We start from the raw sequence: 20,208 nt of genomic DNA on the forward strand, positions 1-20,208 counted from the left end.
GGACAAGCCCGGCCATGACGCAGCAAAACATGGCGAGGCAGGAAAAATGATCCCCGGCGAACGCTTCATCAAGGACGGCGAGATCGAACTCAACGCCGGCCGCAAGACGGTGACGCTCACCGTCGCCAATACCGGCGATCGCCCGATCCAGGTCGGCTCGCACTACCATTTCTTCGAAACCAACCCCGCACTGAAATTCGACCGCAAAAAATCCCGCGGCATGCGCCTCGACATCGCCGCCGGCACCGCGGTGCGGTTCGAGCCGGGGCAAACGCGCGACATCCAACTCGTCGCGCTTGCGGGAAAGCGCGTGATCTACGGTTTCCGCGGTGACGTGCAGGGGAAGCTGTGAGCGTGTGATCAAGAGCAGCGCCGTGGCGCATTGTGAGGTGAGCACGTGGGTAGGGCTCCCTCCCCTTGCGGGGGGAGGGTTGGGGAGAGGGGTGGCCGCGAGTCCCCATGTCCAAAACGAAACACCGATCAGATCTGAAAGCTGGAGTCCGTCATGTCCGTGAAAATCAAACGTAGCGTCTATGCCGACATGTTCGGGCCGACCACCGGCGACAAGGTGCGGCTGGCCGATACCGATCTCATCATTGAGGTTGAAAAGGACTTCACCACCTATGGCGAGGAGGTGAAGTTCGGCGGCGGCAAGGTGATCCGCGATGGCATGGGGCAGTCACAGGTGACGAACCGGCAGGGCGCGGCCGATACCGTCATTACCAATGCGCTGATCGTCGATCACTGGGGCATCGTCAAGGCCGACGTCGCGATCAAGGAGGGGATGATCGCAGGGATCGGCAAGGCCGGCAATCCCGATATCCAGCCCGGCGTCACCATCATCATCGGCCCCGGCACCGACGTCATTGCCGGCGAAGGAAAAATTCTCACTGCCGGCGGCTTCGACAGCCACATCCATTTCATCTGCCCGCAGCAGATCGAGCATGCGTTGATGAGTGGCGTCACCTCGATGTTAGGGGGCGGCACCGGGCCCTCGCACGGCACGTTTGCGACCACCTGCACGCCTGGCCCCTGGCACATGGGACGAATGATCCAGTCGTTCGACGCCTTCCCGGTCAATCTCGGCATATCGGGCAAGGGCAATGCGGCGCGTCCCGCCGCGCTGGTCGAGATGATCAGGGCCGGCGCCTGCGCGCTGAAGCTGCACGAGGATTGGGGCACCACGCCGGCGGCGATCGACAACTGCCTCGCCGTCGCCGACGATTACGACGTCCAGGTGATGCTGCATTCGGACACGCTGAACGAATCCGGTTTCGTCGAGGACACGATGAAAGCCTTCAAGGGCCGCACCATCCACGCCTTCCATACCGAAGGCGCCGGCGGCGGCCATGCGCCTGATATCATCAAGATTGCCGGCTTGAAGAATGTGTTGCCGTCCTCGACCAACCCGACGCGCCCCTTCACCCGCAACACCATCGACGAGCATCTGGACATGCTGATGGTGTGCCACCATCTCGATCCGTCGATTGCGGAGGATCTCGCGTTTGCCGAAAGCCGCATCCGCAAAGAAACCATCGCAGCCGAAGACATCCTGCACGATCTCGGCGCGCTGTCGATGATGTCGTCGGATTCGCAGGCGATGGGCCGGCTCGGCGAAGTCATCATCCGCACCTGGCAGACCGCCGACAAGATGAAGAAGCAGCGCGGCGCGCTGCCGGAGGACAAGGGTAACGACAACGACAATTTCCGCGTCAAGCGCTACATCGCCAAATACACCATCAACCCTGCGATCGCGCATGGCGTGTCGAAACTGATCGGCTCGGTGGAGAAGGGAAAGCTCGCCGACCTCGTGCTGTGGTCACCGGCGTTCTTCGGCGTCAAGCCGGATTGCATCATCAAGGGCGGCTCGATCGTGGCGGCGCCGATGGGCGATCCGAACGCCTCGATCCCGACGCCGCAGCCGGTGCATTACCAGCCGATGTTCGCCGCCTTCGGCAAGTCGCTTACCGCATCTTCAGTGGTGTTCACCTCGAAGGCCGCCATTACCGGCGGGCTGGCGCGCAAGCTCGGCATAGCCAAGACGCTCTACCCGGTGAAAAACACCCGCGGCGGCATTTCCAAGAAGAGCATGATCCATAACGGCGCGACGCCCAAGATCGAGGTCGATGCCGAGACCTATGAGGTGCGCGCAGACGGCGAGCTTCTGACATGCGCGCCCGCCGAGGTCCTGCCCATGGCGCAGAGGTATTTCATGTTCTAAGGTCTGGCCCGGAACGTTAGCCAGAACAAAAATCCGGGAGGATCTAGTGATCTACGTCGTTGCCACGCTGACCATCAAGCCCGAAACGCGCGCCGATTTCATCGCCGCCGCCACCGCCTGCATCAAGGAAACCCGGAAGGAGCCGGGCAATATCGCCTATGACCTGCACGAGAGCGTCACCGATCCCTCAAAAATGGTGTTCGTCGAGCAGTGGGAAAATGCCGAGGCGCTGGTGCCGCATCGTAGCGCCGAGCACATGAAGACCTTCGGTCGCGTCGCCGTGAAATGCATGTCGGCGCCACCGAAGATCGAAGTGATCACGCCCGAAAACGTCGAGACCCGCTAACAAGAAAAGCCAGCGGGAGAGAAATTGTGGAGAAGCTTTGAGGCCCACGTCATGATCCGCGCGACAAAAGTCCTGGGCCAGCATCGCTGGACGCAAGCAGCCGCCGATACCGTCGTGCTCGATTTCGACGACCGGCACCGGCGGCGGATGGCGATGACGGGCACGCGCGGGCTCGAATTCCTGCTCGACCTGGAGAATGCGGTGGCGCTGCGCGGCGGTGACGCGCTGGTGCTGGAGGACGGCAGGCTGATCGAGGTGGTCGCGGCCGCCGAGCCCTTGATCGAGATCCGGGGCGCCGATCCCTTGCATCTGGTCCGCATCGCCTGGCATCTCGGCAACCGTCATTTGCCGACGCAGATCATGCCGAAGGGCCTGCGCATCCGCCGCGATCACGTCATCGAGGCGATGGTGAAGGGGCTGGGTGCGCGCATCATCGAGATCGAGGCGCCGTTCGATCCCGAAGGCGGCGCCTATGCGCAGGCTTCGCATGATCATGCCGCGCACCACCACGGCCATGATCATCACCATCATGATGATCATGCGCACCGTCACCACCACGACGAACATTGCGACCACGATCATCATCACCACGATCACTCCCATGCTCATGACCACAAGTGAGCCTGCGCCCGCCAACGCGAGCAGCGGAATGAATGCGGAGGAGTCAGCGGCGCTCTACCGGCTGATGACCTGGCTGTCGCCGTCCTTCCCGGTCGGCGCATTCTCCTATTCCAGCGGCATCGAATGGGCGGTGGAGGCGGGCGATATCACCGACGCCGCATCGCTGCGCGACTGGCTGGCCACGATGCTCAACGATGGTTCCGGCTTCTGCGATGCCGTGTTTCTGGCGCAGGCGTATCGCGCCGCGTCCGTGCAGGACGCCACGGCGTTGCGCGAGATTGCCGAACTGGCCGCTGCCTTCGTGCCCTCGCGCGAGCGTCAGCTCGAGACTTCGACGCAGGGTCGCGCCTTCATCGATATCGCTCGCGCCGCCTGGGCCTGCGACGGGTTCGACAGCATGGTTGCCGCGGGCGGCAGCGCGATCGTTTATCCCGTCGCGGTCGGCGTCGTCAGCGCCGCCCATGCCATTCCGCTTGCGCCGGCAATGCATGCTTTCCTGCATGCCGTGGTGTCGAACTGGATTTCCGCCGGCGCCCGCCTCGTGCCGCTCGGGCAAACCGACAGCCAGCGCATTCTCGCGAGCCTGGAAACCGATGTCGCCGCAACGGCGAAGCGCGCGCTCGCCGCCTCGCTGGACGATCTCGGCAGCGCCACCTTTCGCGCCGATCTCGCCAGCCTCCGCCACGAGACGCAGTATACGCGGCTGTTCCGGTCATGAGGCGAACGAGATACTCACCGCGCGTCGTCCCTGCGAACGCAGGGATCCATAACCACAGGCGTCCATTTGGCGAAAGACGGCGGCCACCGAAATCCGTCGCGAGGCCGCGGCGTATGGGTCCCTGCGTTCGCAGGGACGACGACAACAAAGAGAGCATCGCATATGTCTAACTCTCACGGCCCGCTTCGGATCGGCGTCGGCGGCCCCGTCGGCTCCGGCAAGACCGCGCTGATGGACCTGCTCTGCAAGTCGATGCGCGAGCACTACGACATCGCCGCCATCACCAACGACATCTACACCAAGTGGGACGCCGAATTCCTGGTGCGCTCGGGCTCGCTGACGCCCGACCGCATAGCGGGCGTCGAGACCGGCGGCTGCCCGCACACCGCGATCCGCGAGGACGCCTCGATGAATCTTGCGGCGGTCGCCGACATGCGCGCGAAATTTCCCGATCTCGATCTGGTTCTGATCGAATCCGGCGGCGACAATCTCGCGGCGACGTTTTCTCCCGAACTCGCCGATCTCACGATCTACGTGATCGACGTCGCCGCCGGCGACAAGATTCCTTCCAAGGGCGGCCCCGGCATCACCCGCTCGGACCTGCTCGTCATCAACAAGATCGACCTGGCGCCTTATGTCGGCGCGTCGCTGGAGAAGATGGAGGTGGACGCCAAGCGGATGCGCGGCGAGCGGCCGTTCGTGATGACCAATTTGAAGAAGAGCGAGGGGCTCGATCGCATCATCGGCTTCATCGAGACCAAGGGCGGCCTGCGCCCGGCCGCAAAGGCCCGGTAGGCCCGGGTAGCCGGCTCCGGGGGCCGGGCCGAGCAGCGGTCAGGCCAGCGGCAGGTGAGCGGCGCATTAACATTAATACTCGGTCCGCCGCCGCAGCCCGCGGATTTGTCCGTCCGCGCCGGAACCAAATCGACGCTGTCAGATTATCAACTTCTGGCGCCGCCAAATCAGCGTTAACGGCTGCCGTGTTGTTGCCCGCTGCCAAGCTGTCAGTTGCGTGCTGATGATCGCTCCGTCATATTCGCCGCGCTTGGCCTTCGCGCTATTGCCACGTGTCTCTGCCCCGGCAGACCTCGAAATGCTTCCAATACGTCTTCGCCAACACGTCATTCCTGAGTAAGCGAGTGGTTCGGCTGGGCTTCATTATCGGCTTTATTGCCCTGATCGGAGTTTTGCTCTCCGGTCTCGCAGCCTATCGCGTCCACGAGCAGGAACTGGCGATCGACGGCATCGCACTGTCGCGGGCCATCGACGTTCATGCCAGCCTCGCGCAGGACCGGCTGACCGAGCGCGAATTGCTCGCACGCGTTGCATCCGGCTTGTTTCGCTCACCCTCAGTAGTGAAGGCCAACATGCTGCAGCCGCTGCGCTCGGCGATCTACGCCTTCAAGACCGATTTCGTGAGCGCGTTCTGGATCGCGCGCCTCAAGCCGGGCGATCTGGCGGCTGCGCAGGCGGAGCTGAAGGGGGCCGGCTTCACCAATCCGACGATCAGGGATTTCGACGACAAGCCGCTGGATCTCCGGACCATCAACAAGCCGATCGACGTGCTGATGGACCTCGAGCCGCGTAGTCCGGATACGCTCGGCTTTCCCGGCCGCGCCTACGACCGGCACTCGGTGATCGGGCCGATGCTGGCGCAGGCGGCGGTAACCGGCAAGCCGCTGGCGTCGGACCCGATCCCGCTGCTGCGCCAGAGCGGGCCGATCGGTCTCGTGCTGGCGTCTCCGATTCTGCTGGAGGGCAGTTCGGAACCGGCCGGCTTCGTCACCTTTTCCTACGAGCTGGCACCGCTGATGCTGACCGATGACGACCGCTCGTTGTTCTCGGTGGTGTTGAAGGACCCTGATGACGCCAACGACGAATATGTCGCCAACGACCAGGGCGTCGTCACGCTGCGGGCGGTGAGGCAGGGCGATCCGCCGCCGTCGGTGGTGCGGACGGTGACGTTCGGCGGCCGCGACTGGTCGCTAGCCTATTACGCCAAGAACAACGCCGCGCAGCGTGCGCAGCAGACCGCGATCGTCGTCGCGGCCATTGGGCTGGCGCTCACCGGAATCGTCTGCGGCCTGTTCGGCTATGTCGCCTACAACAATCTGCGGCTCAGCCGCGAGATCCAGGTGCGGATCGGCTTCGAGCGGCGCTTGACCGCCGTCATCGACGAGCTCAACCACCGGGTCAAGAACATCCTGGCCGTGATCCAGTCGATCGTGACGCGCACGCTGCGTCACGGCTCCGACATGGATGTAGCACGCGAGCTGTTGATCGGCCGCATTCACGCGATGTCGAACGTGGTGACGCTGCTCAGCGAAAGCCAGTGGCAGGGCGTCAAGCTCAAGGGCCTGTTTGAGTCGCGCGCGATCCCGCATGCCGACCGCATCGTCGTCAACGGCCCGGATATCGCCGTCAGCGCGCGCGCCGCGCAGTCGCTCTCGCTGTTGTTCTTTGAGCTGGCCTCGCACTCCGACGAGGGCCTGTCGCTGGTCGGCAAGCATCCGCATATCGTTGCGAACTGGGAAGTCTCGGGCGAGGAGCCCGACACGATCTTCCATTTCCGCTGGGAAGAGTTCAACACCAGCGCGGCGACACGGCGCGAAGACTCGGATTTCGGCCTCATCCTGCTCGACCGCGTCGCTCCCGAAGCGCTCGGCGGCACCGCAAAACGCTACTTCACCGATGTCAGCTATGTCTACGAACTCATCGCGCCGATGGCCACGGTGGTCGACATGACCGAGCGCGATCGCACGGGCGAGATTTCCGCGCCGGTACGGCCCGCGCGGTAGCAGGCAAGCACTCTCAGCCTGTCGTCCCTGCGAACGCAGGGACCCATACGCCGCGACCCATGGAAGTGGCACAAGGCGAGACGGCTTGTCTCGCAACTTGCATTGGTGGTTATGGGTCCCTGCGTTCGCAGGGACGACAAGGCATCACGTCCAGGTTACGATAGCGACAAAAAAGGCGGCCGCTGTGGCCGTCTTTTCCGTGTCGTCTCGATCGCGTCATCAGCCGCCATTGCCGCCGATCACGGCGCGCACGGTCTCGTCAGGTCCGAAATCCTCGGCGCCCTCGACATAGAGCAACGCGGAGAGTTTCGAGCGCGCGCGGTTGACGCGGCTCTTGATGGTGCCGACCGCGCAGCCGCAGATGGCGGCGGCGTCCTCGTAGGAGAAGCCGGAGGCGCCGACCAGGATCAACGCTTCGCGCTGGTCCTGCGGCAGCTTGTCGAGTGCTGTGCGAAACTCCTCAAACTCCAGGTGCGCGTTTTGCGACGGCTGGGTCTTCAAAGTTTTCGCGTAATTGCCCTCGGCGTCCTCCACCTCGCGCCGCCGCTTGCGATAGTCCGAGCGAAACAGGTTGCGCAGGATGGTGAACAACCAGGCCGGCAGGTTCGAGCCGGGCTGGAACGAGTCAATGTTGGCAATGGCGCGCAGCAACGTCTCCTGCACCAGGTCGTCCGCACGGTCACCATTGCCCGAGAGTGAGATCGCAAACGCGCGCAGGCTTGGTACCGACGCCAAAATGTCGTCGCGAAGAGAGTCCGTGAGAGGCATTAGTCCCTCCCGTCATTTTTTGCTGTTTCGTCGATCTGGGCCGCCGCCGCCTCCGGCCCATCGAGCTTCCGGATCAGCTCCGCAAAGCGGTCCGGCACGCCCTGTCGAACCACATCGTCGTACATGGCACGGAGCTGGTGGCCGATCCTCGATTGAATCTCGGCATTGAGCCCGCCCTGCTTTTTTGCTTCCTTCATGGTCTGATCCACGCTTCCCCGAGAGTTAATTCTCTGTGGTTTCAAGAGGTTACCTCGAAATTGGGCCTAGGCCGCCGCGTTATAGGTCAGAGGCTAATGCGAATATCTGCGGAAGGTTCCGAAATCTGGGAACTTTTTCTGGAACTTTTTTGCCTTCCGCGAGTAGTCGGGGGTGACAGGGGAACCGGGTCCCCCCGACTCAAATGGTTTAAAAAATCTTAAATGGCGCCAGACGCGGCGCTCGAGGTTACGTCCGCCCAGATGCGACCCTAAGTACGGCCAAGAATACGGCCCTAGACAAGGATGAATGGGGATGTCCCGATCACAGCTCGTTGCTGAACATCTGCCGCTGTTGCGGCGCTATGCCCGTGCGCTCACCGGAAACCAGGCCTCGGGCGATGCCTATGTGGCCGCCATGCTGGAGGCCCTGCTGCAGGATGGCTCGCTGCTGGATGAACGGTTCGGCCCGCGCGCCGGGCTGTTCAAGCTGTTCACCCAGATCTGGAATTCGGTCTCGCTCAACGACAATCCTGATGTCGCGACGTTGGCGCTGCCGCCGGAGCGGCGGCTGTCGAACATCACGCCGCTGCCGCGGCAGGCGTTCCTCTTGCTGTCGCTCGAAGGCTTCTCCGAGGAAGAGGTGGCGTTCATTCTCAATACCGACATCGCCGAGACCCGGCAGTTGACGGATGCTGCCGGCCGCGAGATGGCGGCCGAAATCGCCACCGACGTCCTCATCATCGAGGATGAGACCTTCATCGCGATGGACCTCGAGAGCCTCGTGAAGAACCTCGGTCACAACGTCATCGGCGTCGCCCGCACCCATGCCGACGCGGTCGCGCTGGCCAAGAACAAGAAGCCCGGCCTGATCCTCGCCGACATCCAGCTCGCCGACGGCTCGTCGGGCCTGGATGCGGTCAACGAATTGCTGCGCGCGTTCGAGGTGCCGGTGGTGTTCATCACCGCTTACCCCGAGCGCTTCCTGACCGGCGAACGCCCCGAGCCGGCGTTCCTGATCTCAAAACCGTTCCAGCCCGCAATGGTTTCGGCGGTCGCGAGCCAGGCGCTGTTCTTCCAGCGCAACTCGCGCAATCGCAGCCCGCGCGCAGCCACCGGCTGACGGGAGTCTTGTAGCGAATAATAATGATCCGGCGCGCTCAACTAGCGCGCCGGATTTTTTGCGGTCATAAACCGCAAGGCTTGAACCGTAAGGCTTGGGGCGGCGAATCAAATGCTGCGGGTTGGAAATCGATGAGTATCGGGCTGATCGGCCTTCTCGACGATGTCGCTGGTATAGCGAAGGTGGCTGCAGCCTCCCTCGATGACGTCGCCAGCCAGGCCGCCAGGGCGGGCGCGAAGGCCGCAGGCGTCGTGATCGACGATACCGCTGTCACGCCTGGTTACGTGATCGGGTTCGAGCCGAAGCGCGAGCTTCCCATTGTGGGCAGGATCGCCGCAGGATCGCTGCGCAACAAGCTGTTGATTCTGTTGCCGGCCGCCTTGGTGCTGAGCTACTTCCTCCCCTGGACGATCACGCCGCTGCTGATGCTGGGCGGCGTCTATCTTTGCTACGAGGGGGTGGAGAAGGTACTCGAAGCGGTCATGCCTCATCAGGCGCACCAGCATGAGGCCCAGCTCGGCTCGGTGGCGTTGAACGCTCAGTCGGTCGAAGACGAGAAGGTCGCAAGCGCGATCAAGACCGATTTCATCCTCTCGGCCGAGATCATGGCTATCACGCTGGCGGCGCTCCCAGCGGGGAGCATTTGGAAGCAGGCGCTCGTGTTGGCGGTCGTGGCGATCGGAATCACCGTCGCCGTGTATGGCGTGGTCGCGCTGATCGTGAAGGCCGACGATGTCGGCGTGGGTCTGGCGCGGAGCGACCGCGCCTCGGCTGTTGGCCGCGCGCTCGGACGCGGCATTGTTCGCAGCATGCCTGTGCTGCTGAAAATCCTCAGCGTCGTCGGCACCGCCGCCATGATCTGGGTGGGCGGCGGCATCATCCTGCATGGCCTCGAGGTCAACGGCCCGCCTGCGATCGAACACGCCGTCAAGGCGGCGGCGGAGGCTGCGGCGCACACGGTGCCGCCCGTCGCCGCGATTCTCGAATGGGTGGTTGAGGCCGCCATCTCCGGTGTCATCGGATTACTGATCGGCGCCGCCTCGATTCCGGTCGTCGGATTTGTCCTCGCGCCGGCGTGGAGACGGCTGAAGCATCTCCTGCAACGCCGTCAGAATAGGCCGGCTCAGTGAAGAGCCGCCTGTTTGCGGGCGGGAGACGTTAAACCTTCGTATAGCCGGTCCATCCGTTTCGATACCGGCGGCTTACCTCGGTACAATTGAGCTCGGCGCGCATGCACCTTAACGTTGGCGTGTCGAGGCAGGATGCGTATCGATTGAATTACTGGCGCAGCGCGCGATTGTTCCTCCCGGTCGTCGGCGCCACCTGCCTCGTCACCTCGGTCAGCTTCGGTACCGTAGCAGCGTGCGGGCAAGCCTTTAGCGAATGCTCGCTCGATCGGCGTCCCCTTAAATGAGAGGCTTGTCTGATGATGCCGTCCGACAGAATCGCGCTCTTTATCGATGGCGCCAATCTATACGCGACCGCCAGGACGCTCGGTTTCGATATCGACTACCGGCGTCTGCTTAAGGAGTTCCAGGGCCGTGGCGCGTTATTGCGCGCATTCTACTACACCACCATTATCGAGGATCAGGAATATACATCCATCCGTCCCCTTGTCGATTGGCTCGATTATAACGGCTACACCGTCGTCACCAAGCTCTCCAAGGAATTCACTGACGCCAGCGGCCGCCGCAAGGTGAAGGGCAGCATGCATGTCGAGCTTGCCGTCAATGCGATGGAGCTCGCCGAGCGTATCGACAGGATGTTTCTGTTCTCCGGCGATGGGGATTTTCGCCCGTTGCTGGAGGCGGTACAGCGCCGCGGCGTGCACGTTACCGTCGTCTCGACCCTGACCAGCCAGCCTCCGATGGTGGCTGACGAACTGCGGCGGCAGGCCGACGCTTTTCTCGATCTTGCGGAATTGAGGGCAACGATCGGGCGCGATCCGTCCGAGCGGCCGCCGGCACGCGACATCCGCCAGCAATTGCCGCCGTTCGCGACGCGCGGAGCGATCAATGGCGGTAGCATTGCGGAATGATTTCTGATTGGTCGGTTCCGCAGGCCGCGGACTGATCCCAGTTGTTGTTGCGTAGAGTTGGAATGGATTCGGCGCGCCCGCTGCACGGCCTGTCTTTTTCTGCGCGCGGTCTGTGAAGCAGTTCACCTCCGGCTTGTCAGCCCGGCGGTATGATTGCTTCTCCTGACACGTCGCCGATCCCCGAGTTCCACACGCTGGGATCGGCGATCGCCGGCGTTACCGTGTTCTCGGCCAGGCACCTCCCCCTGGCTAGGGCCACCAGCTTCGATGTGAAAGCTGGTCGGACTATCCGGCGCGCCACCAGCGCGCCGGATTTTTTCAGCAAGAGCCATGCGCGCACTGACATAGAGGCTAGCAATCGGATCGATTGCTTGTTGAACCGCGCCCGCATAGGCTCGTTGCCACAAGAAAACAAACGGAAACGTCCCTTCAGCGATGCAGTCCGCCGAGCGGCCTTTCCCCCACCGCCGGGGCCTCATCATCGTTGCGACCTTGGCGACCGCCTATGTCGCCAGCCATTTTTTCCGCGCCTCCAACGTCACCATCGGCCTCGATCTGATGCGCGATCTCGCCATCGGGCCGGAAGCGCTGGGGGCGCTGACCGGCGCGTTCTTCTTCGGCTTCGCCGCGATGCAGATCCCATGCGGCTTCTTCTTCGACCGTTTCGGGCCGCGCTATACCGTGGTCGGCATGCTGATCGTGGCCTGCATCGGCGGCGCGATGTTCACGCTGGCGCCGAGCTGGCCGGTGCTGCTCACCGGCCGCGCGCTGATGGGGGCCGGCTGCGGCGTGATGCTGATCGGCAGCATGGTGGTGATCTCGCGCTGGTTTCCGCCGGATCGTTTCTCCACGCTGACGGCGCTCGTGCTGTCGATCGGCCTGCTCGGTAACCTCGCCGCCACCACGCCGCTCGCCTGGGCATCGGAGGCGGTCGGCTGGCGTCCGGTGTTCGGCGCCGTCGTCGTGTTCACCGCGCTCGCCACGGTCGCGATCTTTCTGGTGGTGCGCGACGCGCCGCCCGGCCATCCCTTCCTGAGCCGAAAGGCGGAGCCGCCCGGCGAGATGCTGAAAGGCCTGATCGAGGTGCTGCGCAACCCGCGCCTGAAGCCGATCCTGGCGCTGAACTTCTGCAACTATGCCTGCACCTTCACCGTGCAGGGGCTGTGGGGCGGCGCGTTCCTGCGCGAGGTGCATGGCCTGAGTCCGATCGCGGCCGGCAATGTCCTGCTCTGCGCCGTGATCGCCTACCAGGCCGGCATGCTCGCCTTCGGCCCGCTCGACCGCCGGCTCGACACCCGCAAATGGATCGCGATCGGCGGCACCTCGGCGATCATTTTGCTGCTTGCGATTCTGGCGCTGTTCGCCCACCCGCCCGCCTGGCTGCCGGTCGGCGTCATCGTCGTCATGGGCTTCTTCTCCGCCTCCAGCACCATGGTGATGACCCACGGCCGCGGCATCTTCCCCGACCGCCTGATCGGCCGCGGCATCTCGACCATGAACACCTCAGTGATGCTTGGCGTCGCTTGCATGCAGACGCTCTCCGGCATCATCATCGGCGCTTTCGAGCCGCTGGCCAGCGGCGCGCGCACTGAAGAGGCTTATCGCGCGCTGTTCGGCACGCTGACGCTGGTGCTGATCGTCGCGGTTGCGATCTACAGCAGATCGCAGGATGTGAAGCCGAGTGAGGAGATGAAGGCGGCGGGGCGGTAGTTACAAAAAAGCAGGGCGCGACCGGCATCACCACGGTCGCGCCCTACGTCGCCGGTCAATGGGGCAGGGGGAATAACCGGCTGCCGGGATGACTCCGAGCCCCCCGGAGTCGTTCCATGGTGCCGCAAATATTTTTCGTACACGGTTAAGTGATCGATAAGCACCGGACCTACGGCTACTCGGTTCGGGTTGTGTTCGTGATCGCCATGGGGCGAGGGACACAGAGCCATGTCACAGATTTTCAAAGCAACTTTTTGCCCTTCTTGCCGTCTTCGCCACGTTTGGCGCCGTTCAGTTTGCTTCCGGTCACGACCTCGCCAGCCGGCTGAAACTCGCCGCGACCTCACCCGGAACAGACATCAACCGCGGGGCAGACATCAACCGTGCCACCAAGGCCGACCGCGCGGCCGTTAAAGCCGGGGCGGGCCAGACCGAGACAATTACGATCCGGACCGTCGGCCTCGAGGACACTTCCGTGGTGGTACGTGTTCCCGTGGTTCAAGAGGAGGCGCGGAACCGCCCGACGCCACCGGCCAAGCCAGACAACAAGCCCGGCAAATCGAAGACAACGATCGCCTGCGAGCCGCCGGTCAGCGTGCTGACCGAAGTCGCAAAACTGCTCCAGCCCGGCCGCTGCGTAACCTGATCCACGGCGCGAGCCATCGTAGCGGAGTAGGGTGGGCAAAGGCGCGATAGCGCCGTGCCCACCATCTATCATCGAGCACGCTTCGCGATGGTGGGCACGCTTCCGCTTCGCCCACCCTACGAGACCGGCGACTGATTTGCCTGGCGTGCAAGCTGCGTCGCTATTCTCACGTCATTGCGAGCATAGCGAAGCAATCCATGCCGTCGCATAAGAAGCAATCCATGCCGTCGCATAAAGAAAGAATAGATTGCTTCGCTGCGCTCGCAATAACGTGGATGGGCCGCTGCGTGCTGGATCGGCATGCGCGCGGAACGACAACTTCGTTATCTCACGACGCGCGAACTTGCCTACTCCGCCGGCGCTTCGCTCTCGCCGCTGCTGGCGTTGGCGCGGCTCGCAAGAAATCCCAGCGCCAGTCCGCCGATTGCGAGAATCGGGATCAGCTTCTTGACGCCGATGGCGCGGATCACCTGGATGCCGGTCGCGACCAGCACCGGATCGGACAGCACGGCCTGTGCGGTGGATTTCGCCTTCGCCGCCTGTTTGGCGCGCGCCTCGATCTGCTTCTTGCGCACCATGTACCAGCCGGCCGCGATGAGCGCGACCACGAAGAAGATAGCGGCACCGGTGAGGCACGCCTGCACGGGACCGTAGCGCTCCAGCACGAACACGAAGGCCGCTGCGCACAGAAAGGCCGCCGTGATCAGCAATGCCATCGCCGCCGCTGCCGCCAGCGAAGTCAGCCGCAACGCGGTGCCGGTCGATTCCTTGACATCGTCGATCAGTCGCTGAAACATGGCTACGCCTCAATCTGAAAACCGCGTCAACGAAACACGCCGCAGCGCTCTGTCGCCACGGGAATGCAAGAGGCGATGCAAGGCATGGCTGCCCAGCGCACGCGATCCGTCGCCAAACCTACCTACGCCACGCCACACCGATCAGAAAGCCGATCCCCAGCGCCACGGCGACGGTTGCCAGCGGACGCTGCGTGATGGCGTCTTCCAGCGTCTCCTCGATCGAGGAGGCGGCGTCCTGGGCTGCGTCCATCATCGCGCTGCCGCGCTCCGAGACGTCGTCGACCACCTGTTCTGCATTGGCGCGCGCCTGCCTGTAGCCATGCCGCGCCTGCTTGCCGGCGGTGCCGGCAAAACTGCTCAGCGCGTCGGTTATCTGCTCGGTCAGGGCCGCGATATCGTTTTTCACAGCGGCCACGTCCTTCTGCAGGCGCTCGTAGGTCGCTTTGTCCGTCAGATTCTTCATTGCGGCGTCAGACATCGAAAGCTCCCTGGTACTGAGTTCATTCGCGGAACAAACGCTCCGCCGAATGGGAAGTTCCTCGCCCTAGTCCTCCGGCAGTTGCGGCGAAGCCGGCGGCATCAGGTGCTCCTTCACGATCAGCGCGACGATCAGAAGCGGCGACGACAGGAACGCGCCCATCGGGCCCCACAGCCAGGTCCAGAACGCCACCGCCAGGAATACTGCAAGCGCGTTCAGCGCCAGCCGGCGGCCGACGATCGTCGGTGTCAGGAAATGGCCTTCCAGGAAAGTCATCACGGCAAACATGGCCGGCGCCAGCAGCCCGGCGCCGATGGTCGGGAATGCGACAAGGCCGACCACGACCAGCACGGCAAACATCGCCACCGGGCCGATGATCGGAATGAAATTCAGGATCGCCGCCAGTGCGCCGAGACTGGCCGGGTTGGGCATGCCCGTGACCGCGCAGATCAGCCCGGTGGCGATGCCGACGCCGGCATTGATGGTGGTCACCACCAACAGATAGTTGCCCAGATGCTCCTCGATCTCGTTGAGGATCCGCAGCGTCCGCAGCCGCCACGCCCGCTCGCCGAAATTCAGGATCAGGGCCCGGCGCAGGTCCCGCCAGCTCGCGATGAACAGGATCAGCGTTGCGATGAACAGCAGGAATTCGGCAAACGTCGGCGTCAGGAATTCCAGCGTCGGCTGCACCCAGTCAGTCTTGGGCAGATGAAATGTCGTCAGCGTATCGGGCCCGCCGAGCATGCTCTGCAGCTCCTGCCACTGCGCGAGCGGCCGGTCGAACACGTGCAGCTTGTCCTTCAAAAGTGCTCCCAACTCCGGAAGCTTGCCGCTCCATTCGATCGCGGGCGAGGCGATCAGGCCGACCATGAAAGCGGTCGCGGCGCTGGCGGCCGCCACGATCAGCACCGCGGCGACCGCGCGCGGAATGCGGTAGCGTTCCAGGAAGCTGGCGGCCGGCGACAGCATGGTGCCGACGATGAAAGCCAGCGTGATCGGCAGAAAGAACGCCTTGGCGAGATAGAGGCCGGTGATGATGCAGATGATCAGAAGGCCCACGAGGCAGATCACAACTACTTCCGTGCGGCGGATGACCGGCGGCAAATCGAGCTTGCTCTCGGGGACCGGCGTGCCTTCCTCCTCGCGGGGAAGCTGGCGTTCACCGGGCAACGGCTTTGTCGGCGGGGATTTGGCGGCCAAAGGCTTGGCGGGCGAAGGCTTGGTGGGCGAAGGCTTGGTGGGAATGTCGCTCACAATGGCTTTCCCCTCGCCCGAAGCGGCGGTGACACGGCAGAAGCGACGTCGCGAACCGGACTGCGACCATAACGTGACGCGAAGGTGCGAGTTCCAATCGCGCAGGCGTGAGCGGTGTCGCACTTGACGTGATGCGACGCGACACCGGCGGTTCGGAACCGCCGGCTTGTGGCCGCGTTAGCGATGCACAATCCCACGGGGCAGGTCCAATGACACACTCCTCCGATCGCCGGCCTTCGTCGCGCGTGGCGAGCGCATTTGTCGTCGTTGCCGCCGTCTTGCTGACGCCGTCGGCACTCTCGAGCGCTGCGAGCGCGCAGACGCTCGGCTACGCGTCCACCCAGCCGACTGGCTATCCCGCCGATGAGGTGATTGCCTCCGACGAGGGCGCGACGCCCGAACGGCTTCGCCGGGCCGTTGTCCCCTTCGGCACGACCGAGGCGCCGGGCACCATCGTCATCGATACCGGCAACACCACGCTCTATTACGTGCTCGGCCAGGGCCGGGCCATCAGGTACGGCGTCGGCGTTGGCCGCGAAGGCTTTACCTGGGCCGGGGTGCAGACCATCAGCCGCAAGGCGGAATGGCCGGATTGGCATCCACCTAGCCAGATGATCGCGCGCCAGCCCTATCTGCCGCGCTTCATGGCCGGCGGTCCCGGCAATCCGCTCGGCGCGCGGGCGATGTATCTCGGCACCAGCCAGTACCGCATCCACGGCACCAACGATCCGTCGACGATCGGGAAATTCGTCTCGTCCGGCTGCATCCGCCTGCTCAATGAGGACGTCATCGATCTGTTCAACCGCGTCGATGTCGGCACCAGGGTCGTGGTGCTGCCGAAGAACGCGCCGGTCATGGCGCGCGGCGGGGATCCCAGGACCGGCATCACGGCGCGTCCGGCCACGGCGCATCCGCGTCCGGTCGCCGCCGCTCCGTCGGGCCGCCAGGCGATGAACCTGACGCCGCAGCTCAACTGAAGTGATGCCTGGTATTGCGTGAGAGGAGTGCGTTGATGCGATCGGGAAAACTGGCGGTATGGGGAGCAGCCGCGCTGGCGTGCGCGTCGGCGCTGGCCCCTGCCGCGCAGGCGCAGGACTTCTTCTCGCAACTATTCGGCGGATTCGCCCGCCCGCGCCACCAGCCCACTATCCAGATGCCGTTTCCCAATGACGACGGCCAGGTATATGCGCCGCGCGGCGAGGGGCGCACCCGTTACGGCGGCGGCCAGGCCTATTGCGTGCGGACCTGCGACGGGCGCTACTTCCCGCTCACAGCGTCCGACAACGCAAGCCGGGGGACCTCCTGCAACAAGCTATGCCCGGCGAGCGAGACCAAGGTGTTCTACGGCAGCAGCATCGACGACGCGGCCGCCGAGAACGGAAAGGCCTATTCGGAATTGCCGAACGCGTTCCGTTATCGCAACGAACTCGTCGGCGGCTGCACCTGCAACGGCAAGGACCAGGTCGGGCTGGCACAGGTCAAGATCGAGGACGACCCGACGCTGCGCAAGGGCGACATCGTCGCCGGCGAGAACGGGCTATTGGTCGCAGGCCGCAGCGGCGACAGGCGCGGCACTGAGCTGAACTTCTCACCCGCCTCCGGCAAGGCCCGCGCCAAGTATGGGCGGGTGCCCGTGGTGGCGCGGGAGTGATCGCCGGTTGTCATGCCCGGGCATGACGAGTGGAGGTGAACTAAGCCGCGCGGATTTTGCCGAGGAACGCGGTGACCTGATTGCCGAGTTGCTGGCTCTGCGTCTCCAGCGTCTGCGAAGCCTGCTTGACGTTCTCCGCGGCGGCCGCTGCCGCGTCGGCATCGGCCTTCACGCCGGTGATGTTGTCGGACACGTTCTTGGTGCCCTGCGCGGCAAACTGGGTGCTGCGCGTGATCTCCTGCGTCGCGGCACCCTGTTGCTGCACGGCGGCGGCAATCGCGGTCGCGACCTCGTTGACCTCGCCGATGATGCTGCCGATGCCCTTGATGGCGTCGATGGCTTCGCCGGCCACCCGCTGGATGTCCGAGATCTGCTCGGAAATCTCCTCGGTCGCCTTTGCGGTCTGGCTCGCCAGCGACTTGACCTCGGAGGCGACCACCGCAGAGCCGCGGCCGGCCTCGCCGGCGCGCGCGGCCTCGATGGTGGCGTTGAGTGCCAACAGGTTGGTCTGCGCGGCAATGGTATTGATCAGGCCGACGACTTCGCCGATCCGCCCTGCCGATTGCGCCAGCCCCTGAACGGTGCCGTCGGTATTGCGCGCCTGGCCGACCGCGCGGCTGGCGATGCTGGCGGCGTGCGCCGCCTGCTGGCTGATGTCGTTGATCGAGGCGCTGAGCTCTTCGGAAGCCGCAGCGACCGTCTCGACGCTAATCGAGGCGTCGCCGGAGGCCTTCTCGGCGACCTGGACGCGCTCGTTGGTCTGGCGCGAAATCGCCGAGAGGCCGGTCGAGGTGGTCCGCATCTGGCCGGAAGCATCGCCGAGCTGGGTTAGCGTCTCGCGCACCATGCCCTCGAACTCGCCGACATAGCTCTCTATCGCCTGCTGCCGCGCCATCGCGCCGGCGTTGCGCTCGCGCTCCTGCGCCTCGATCCGCGCCTTGTCGGCGGCCTGCTGCTTGAACGTCTCCAGTGCGCCGGCCAGCGCGCCGATTTCGTCGTGGCGCGCGGCATAGCCGGTATCGACGCCGAGGTCGCCGGCGGCGACTTTCAGCATGGCGTCGCTCATGGCGTGCAGCGGCTTGATGACGCGGCGGGTAACGATCGCCATGGCGCCGAACGCCAGCGCCAGCGCGCCGGTCAGCAATGCGAGCTGCATCGTCAGCGAGCGTTGGGCGGTGGCGCGCAGGTGCGCGGCGTGATCCTTGGCGGCGTCAAGCGCGGCCTCGGCCACGGCGACGGCGGCAGCGAGACGCCCGACCGTGACCGGGGTCCACTGGTTGGCGGTCAGTTCCGACTTCTCGCCGGCCGCAACCTGCGTCAGCAGCCGGTCGCGCAGAGCGAGATATTGCGGTTCGAAATAGGCGGTTTTGGTTGCAGCCATGGCGCTCGAGATCGCCGGGGGCAACTGCATCCCCGCTGCGGTCAATTCCAGCGCGCTCCAGGCGGCGTCGATGCCGCCGCTGTATTTCGTATAGGCGAGCCTCATCTCGGGCGCGACCTTGCCGGTGTTGAGCCCGTTCGAGACGATCAGCGAGGCTTCGCCGGCGGTGTTGCGCAACAGCCAGGCGATCTGCTTGATCGCCAGCAACTGGTCGATGGTTGCGTCCTGGTGATTGACGGCCGCACCCAGCGCCCCGGACAGCTTGTCCAGCGTCTCCAGCATTGCGCTGGCGGCAGTTATACTCCTTGGCCAGCTCGGGTCGGCGCGCGGCCTTCGGCTTGGCCACGGCTTCCCAGAACTCCTTCTGTAGCACGGTCATCGTCTTGTAGAGGCGGTCGAACTCGGGGACCAGCGTCTGGCGCTGCGCGAACTCCAGGCTGCCGAGCAGGCCGAGCGCATTGCCCATCGCCGGCATTTCGGTGTCGCGGATGTTGCGCAGGTACTTCTCGATATCGGCATCCATCGGCGCATCGGAATTCAAGAGCCGGTTGGTCGTGGAGCGATCGGTGCGCAGATTGTGCATCGCTTTGAACATGTTTGCGGAGGCGTCGGCGATGACCGCAATGCGGCTCGCCACCTGCAAGCGGCCCCAGGAGTCCCAGGCGCTAAGCGAAAATCCAACCACCACGCAGAAGGAGGTGACGAGGATGACGGCTTTCAGCAGCGCGGATACGGTCAGACGGTTCAACATGATGCTCCCCCGAGGCGTCGTGGCCATTTGGAGGGCAAACGGTAAATACTTGTCGAGTGAGAGCCGCGTAGTACTACGAGGATTCTTGAAATGACTGCAATTTTCCAAACGGGCTCGGTTCCGTGACGTGGAACCCGCGGCGCCTGTTCACGTTAACAAAACACTACCAGCGCATTTTCCGGCCAACGTCGAGGGGGCTTCGCATGCTTGTCAGTATACTCATCACGTTCCTGGTCGTTATCCTCGTCCTCTATCTCATCAACCTCCTGCCGATCGACGGCCGCGCCAAGCAGATCGCCCGCGTCGTGGTGATCATTCTGGGCGTGATCTCGCTGTTGAGATACATCGCGGTGATTTAGCCGCAGCCACCAACGAAAAAAGCCCCGGCGTGGGCCGGGGCTTTTTCGCTCGAAAGCGTGTTCCTATTTCAAGGTCCTGAACCAGTCATCCACGTCCTTGCGGATCTGGTCCTTGGCGAAGCCGTAGCGCTGCTGCAGCTTGCCTTCGAGTTGTTCGCGGCGGCCCTCGATGACGTTCAAATCGTCATCGGTAAGCTTGCCCCACTTCTCCTTGGCAGAGCCCTTGAACTGTTTCCAGTTGCCTTCAACCCTGTTCCAATCCATCGCCATCTCCTCCTCAGTTGATATGGCGATCAACGGACAAAAAGCTCAGGCGTTCCGCTAGAACCAATGCGGCATCGTGACGTGTCGCGG

Annotated in this window: 21 protein-coding genes and 1 pseudogene; 15 read left to right on the top strand and 7 right to left on the bottom strand. The window is 64.0% G+C overall.

Features of this window, described 5'->3' with window-relative positions:
- Positions 1-46: 46 nt before the first annotated feature.
- The 7 genes from ACFXS9_RS37635 (at position 47) to ACFXS9_RS37665 (ending at position 6,704) form a co-directional block, all read left to right on the top strand.
- Positions 47-352, top strand: coding sequence for an urease subunit beta (locus ACFXS9_RS37635; protein WP_392700222.1), 306 nt, complete (start codon positions 47-49; stop codon positions 350-352).
- 153 nt (positions 353-505) lie between these two features.
- Positions 506-2,221, top strand: coding sequence for an urease subunit alpha (gene ureC / locus ACFXS9_RS37640; RefSeq protein ID WP_392698278.1), 1,716 nt, complete (start codon positions 506-508; stop codon positions 2,219-2,221).
- Between the two features lie 46 nt (positions 2,222-2,267).
- Positions 2,268-2,567 carry a putative quinol monooxygenase gene (locus ACFXS9_RS37645; RefSeq protein WP_392698280.1) on the top strand — a complete coding sequence of 100 codons (300 nt, stop codon included), beginning with the start codon at positions 2,268-2,270 and terminating at the stop codon, positions 2,565-2,567.
- 51 nt (positions 2,568-2,618) lie between these two features.
- Positions 2,619-3,188 (top strand): urease accessory protein UreE, encoded by a 570-nt coding sequence (locus ACFXS9_RS37650; RefSeq protein ID WP_392698281.1) that lies wholly within the window; start codon positions 2,619-2,621, stop codon positions 3,186-3,188.
- The gene (locus ACFXS9_RS37655) at positions 3,169-3,906 is read left to right on the top strand and encodes an urease accessory protein UreF (RefSeq protein WP_392700224.1); all 738 of its coding nucleotides are present in this window, start codon (positions 3,169-3,171) and stop codon (positions 3,904-3,906) included. Before ACFXS9_RS37650 ends, ACFXS9_RS37655 begins: the two co-directional genes overlap by 20 nt.
- A 162-nt stretch (positions 3,907-4,068) precedes the next feature.
- Positions 4,069-4,701: an urease accessory protein UreG gene (gene ureG, locus ACFXS9_RS37660; protein ID WP_392698283.1), complete on the top strand. Its 633-nt coding sequence runs from the start codon at positions 4,069-4,071 to the stop codon at positions 4,699-4,701.
- Positions 4,702-5,045: 344 nt separating this feature from the next.
- Complete coding sequence (locus ACFXS9_RS37665; RefSeq protein ID WP_392698285.1) at positions 5,046-6,704, top strand: HWE histidine kinase domain-containing protein; 1,659 nt, start codon at positions 5,046-5,048, stop codon at positions 6,702-6,704.
- 219 nt (positions 6,705-6,923) lie between these two features.
- On the opposite strand, the gene ACFXS9_RS37670 is transcribed toward ACFXS9_RS37665, so the two are convergent.
- Both ACFXS9_RS37670 and ACFXS9_RS37675 read right to left on the bottom strand, forming a co-directional pair.
- Positions 6,924-7,472 carry a sigma-70 family RNA polymerase sigma factor gene (locus tag ACFXS9_RS37670; protein ID WP_028349310.1) on the bottom strand — a complete coding sequence of 183 codons (549 nt, stop codon included), beginning with the start codon at positions 7,470-7,472 and terminating at the stop codon, positions 6,924-6,926.
- Entirely contained in the window at positions 7,472-7,669 is a 198-nt protein-coding gene (locus ACFXS9_RS37675; RefSeq protein WP_057841045.1) for a NepR family anti-sigma factor, read from the bottom strand. The genes ACFXS9_RS37670 and ACFXS9_RS37675 overlap by 1 nt, the downstream gene beginning before the upstream one ends.
- 313 nt (positions 7,670-7,982) lie before the next feature.
- On the opposite strand from ACFXS9_RS37675, the gene ACFXS9_RS37680 reads away from it, so the two are divergent.
- The 5 genes from ACFXS9_RS37680 (at position 7,983) to ACFXS9_RS37700 (ending at position 13,183) form a co-directional block, all read left to right on the top strand.
- Positions 7,983-8,789: a response regulator gene (locus ACFXS9_RS37680; RefSeq protein ID WP_392698287.1), complete on the top strand. Its 807-nt coding sequence runs from the start codon at positions 7,983-7,985 to the stop codon at positions 8,787-8,789.
- Positions 8,790-8,920: 131 nt separating this feature from the next.
- On the top strand, positions 8,921-9,919 hold the full coding sequence (locus ACFXS9_RS37685) for a DUF808 domain-containing protein (RefSeq protein ID WP_392698288.1): 999 nt from the start codon (positions 8,921-8,923) through the stop codon (positions 9,917-9,919).
- A 296-nt stretch (positions 9,920-10,215) separates the two neighbouring features.
- Positions 10,216-10,827, top strand: coding sequence for an NYN domain-containing protein (locus tag ACFXS9_RS37690; RefSeq protein ID WP_392698289.1), 612 nt, complete (start codon positions 10,216-10,218; stop codon positions 10,825-10,827).
- Positions 10,828-11,262: 435 nt separating this feature from the next.
- Positions 11,263-12,537, top strand: a complete 1,275-nt coding sequence (locus ACFXS9_RS37695; RefSeq protein WP_392698291.1) for an MFS transporter — start codon at positions 11,263-11,265, stop codon at positions 12,535-12,537.
- Between the two features lie 475 nt (positions 12,538-13,012).
- Positions 13,013-13,183 carry a hypothetical protein gene (locus ACFXS9_RS37700; protein ID WP_392698292.1) on the top strand — a complete coding sequence of 57 codons (171 nt, stop codon included), beginning with the start codon at positions 13,013-13,015 and terminating at the stop codon, positions 13,181-13,183.
- A gap of 347 nt (positions 13,184-13,530) precedes the next feature.
- Here ACFXS9_RS37700 and ACFXS9_RS37705 read toward each other — a convergent pair whose 3' ends face one another.
- From ACFXS9_RS37705 to ACFXS9_RS37715, 3 genes are all read right to left on the bottom strand, one after another.
- On the bottom strand, positions 13,531-13,980 hold the full coding sequence (locus ACFXS9_RS37705; protein WP_392698294.1) for a hypothetical protein: 450 nt from the start codon (positions 13,978-13,980) through the stop codon (positions 13,531-13,533).
- A 118-nt stretch (positions 13,981-14,098) separates the two neighbouring features.
- The gene (locus ACFXS9_RS37710; RefSeq protein ID WP_392698295.1) at positions 14,099-14,458 is read right to left on the bottom strand and encodes a YqjD family protein; all 360 of its coding nucleotides are present in this window, start codon (positions 14,456-14,458) and stop codon (positions 14,099-14,101) included.
- 66 nt (positions 14,459-14,524) lie between these two features.
- A complete protein-coding gene (locus tag ACFXS9_RS37715) occupies positions 14,525-15,658 on the bottom strand; it encodes an AI-2E family transporter (protein WP_392700225.1) in 1,134 nt (377 codons plus the stop codon).
- 263 nt (positions 15,659-15,921) lie between these two features.
- Between ACFXS9_RS37715 and ACFXS9_RS37720 the strand changes: the two genes are divergently transcribed.
- Complete coding sequence (locus ACFXS9_RS37720; protein ID WP_392698297.1) at positions 15,922-16,689, top strand: L,D-transpeptidase; 768 nt, start codon at positions 15,922-15,924, stop codon at positions 16,687-16,689.
- Between the two features lie 35 nt (positions 16,690-16,724).
- Entirely contained in the window at positions 16,725-17,363 is a 639-nt protein-coding gene (locus tag ACFXS9_RS37725; RefSeq protein ID WP_392698299.1) for a DUF2865 domain-containing protein, read from the top strand.
- A gap of 40 nt (positions 17,364-17,403) precedes the next feature.
- On the opposite strand, the pseudogene ACFXS9_RS37730 reads toward ACFXS9_RS37725, so the two are convergent.
- A pseudogene (locus ACFXS9_RS37730) lies at positions 17,404-19,495 on the bottom strand (methyl-accepting chemotaxis protein).
- Positions 19,496-19,698: 203 nt separating this feature from the next.
- Between ACFXS9_RS37730 and ACFXS9_RS37735 the strand changes: the two are divergent.
- Entirely contained in the window at positions 19,699-19,854 is a 156-nt protein-coding gene (locus ACFXS9_RS37735; RefSeq protein WP_141686784.1) for a Thivi_2564 family membrane protein, read from the top strand.
- A 63-nt stretch (positions 19,855-19,917) separates the two neighbouring features.
- Here the strand turns inward: ACFXS9_RS37735 and ACFXS9_RS37740 are convergent, their stop codons facing one another.
- Positions 19,918-20,118, bottom strand: coding sequence for a CsbD family protein (locus ACFXS9_RS37740; protein WP_028349298.1), 201 nt, complete (start codon positions 20,116-20,118; stop codon positions 19,918-19,920).
- Positions 20,119-20,208 lie beyond the last annotated feature (90 nt).

It is taken from the genome of Bradyrhizobium sp. RDI18, from assembly GCF_043203335.1.
GTDB classification, from domain to species: Bacteria; Pseudomonadota; Alphaproteobacteria; order Rhizobiales; family Xanthobacteraceae; genus Bradyrhizobium; species Bradyrhizobium retamae.

What these genes read in the sequence shown, in the direction of transcription:
- ACFXS9_RS37635 (WP_392700222.1), top strand. Translation starts at nt 47, where the DNA reads ATGATCCCCGGCGAACGCTTCATCAAGGACGGCGAGATCGAACTCAAC.
- ureC (WP_392698278.1), top strand. Translation starts at nt 506, where the DNA reads ATGTCCGTGAAAATCAAACGTAGCGTCTATGCCGACATGTTCGGGCCG.
- ACFXS9_RS37650 (WP_392698281.1), top strand. Translation starts at nt 2,619, where the DNA reads ATGATCCGCGCGACAAAAGTCCTGGGCCAGCATCGCTGGACGCAAGCA.
- ACFXS9_RS37655 (WP_392700224.1), top strand. Translation starts at nt 3,169, where the DNA reads ATGCTCATGACCACAAGTGAGCCTGCGCCCGCCAACGCGAGCAGCGGA.
- ureG (WP_392698283.1), top strand. Translation starts at nt 4,069, where the DNA reads ATGTCTAACTCTCACGGCCCGCTTCGGATCGGCGTCGGCGGCCCCGTC.
- ACFXS9_RS37670 (WP_028349310.1), bottom strand. Translation starts at nt 7,472, where the DNA reads ATGCCTCTCACGGACTCTCTTCGCGACGACATTTTGGCGTCGGTACCA.
- ACFXS9_RS37675 (WP_057841045.1), bottom strand. Translation starts at nt 7,669, where the DNA reads ATGAAGGAAGCAAAAAAGCAGGGCGGGCTCAATGCCGAGATTCAATCG.
- ACFXS9_RS37680 (WP_392698287.1), top strand. Translation starts at nt 7,983, where the DNA reads ATGTCCCGATCACAGCTCGTTGCTGAACATCTGCCGCTGTTGCGGCGC.
- ACFXS9_RS37685 (WP_392698288.1), top strand. Translation starts at nt 8,921, where the DNA reads ATGAGTATCGGGCTGATCGGCCTTCTCGACGATGTCGCTGGTATAGCG.
- ACFXS9_RS37690 (WP_392698289.1), top strand. Translation starts at nt 10,216, where the DNA reads ATGATGCCGTCCGACAGAATCGCGCTCTTTATCGATGGCGCCAATCTA.
- ACFXS9_RS37695 (WP_392698291.1), top strand. Translation starts at nt 11,263, where the DNA reads ATGCAGTCCGCCGAGCGGCCTTTCCCCCACCGCCGGGGCCTCATCATC.
- ACFXS9_RS37705 (WP_392698294.1), bottom strand. Translation starts at nt 13,980, where the DNA reads ATGTTTCAGCGACTGATCGACGATGTCAAGGAATCGACCGGCACCGCG.
- ACFXS9_RS37710 (WP_392698295.1), bottom strand. Translation starts at nt 14,458, where the DNA reads ATGTCTGACGCCGCAATGAAGAATCTGACGGACAAAGCGACCTACGAG.
- ACFXS9_RS37720 (WP_392698297.1), top strand. Translation starts at nt 15,922, where the DNA reads ATGACACACTCCTCCGATCGCCGGCCTTCGTCGCGCGTGGCGAGCGCA.
- ACFXS9_RS37725 (WP_392698299.1), top strand. Translation starts at nt 16,725, where the DNA reads ATGCGATCGGGAAAACTGGCGGTATGGGGAGCAGCCGCGCTGGCGTGC.
- ACFXS9_RS37735 (WP_141686784.1), top strand. Translation starts at nt 19,699, where the DNA reads ATGCTTGTCAGTATACTCATCACGTTCCTGGTCGTTATCCTCGTCCTC.
- ACFXS9_RS37740 (WP_028349298.1), bottom strand. Translation starts at nt 20,118, where the DNA reads ATGGATTGGAACAGGGTTGAAGGCAACTGGAAACAGTTCAAGGGCTCT.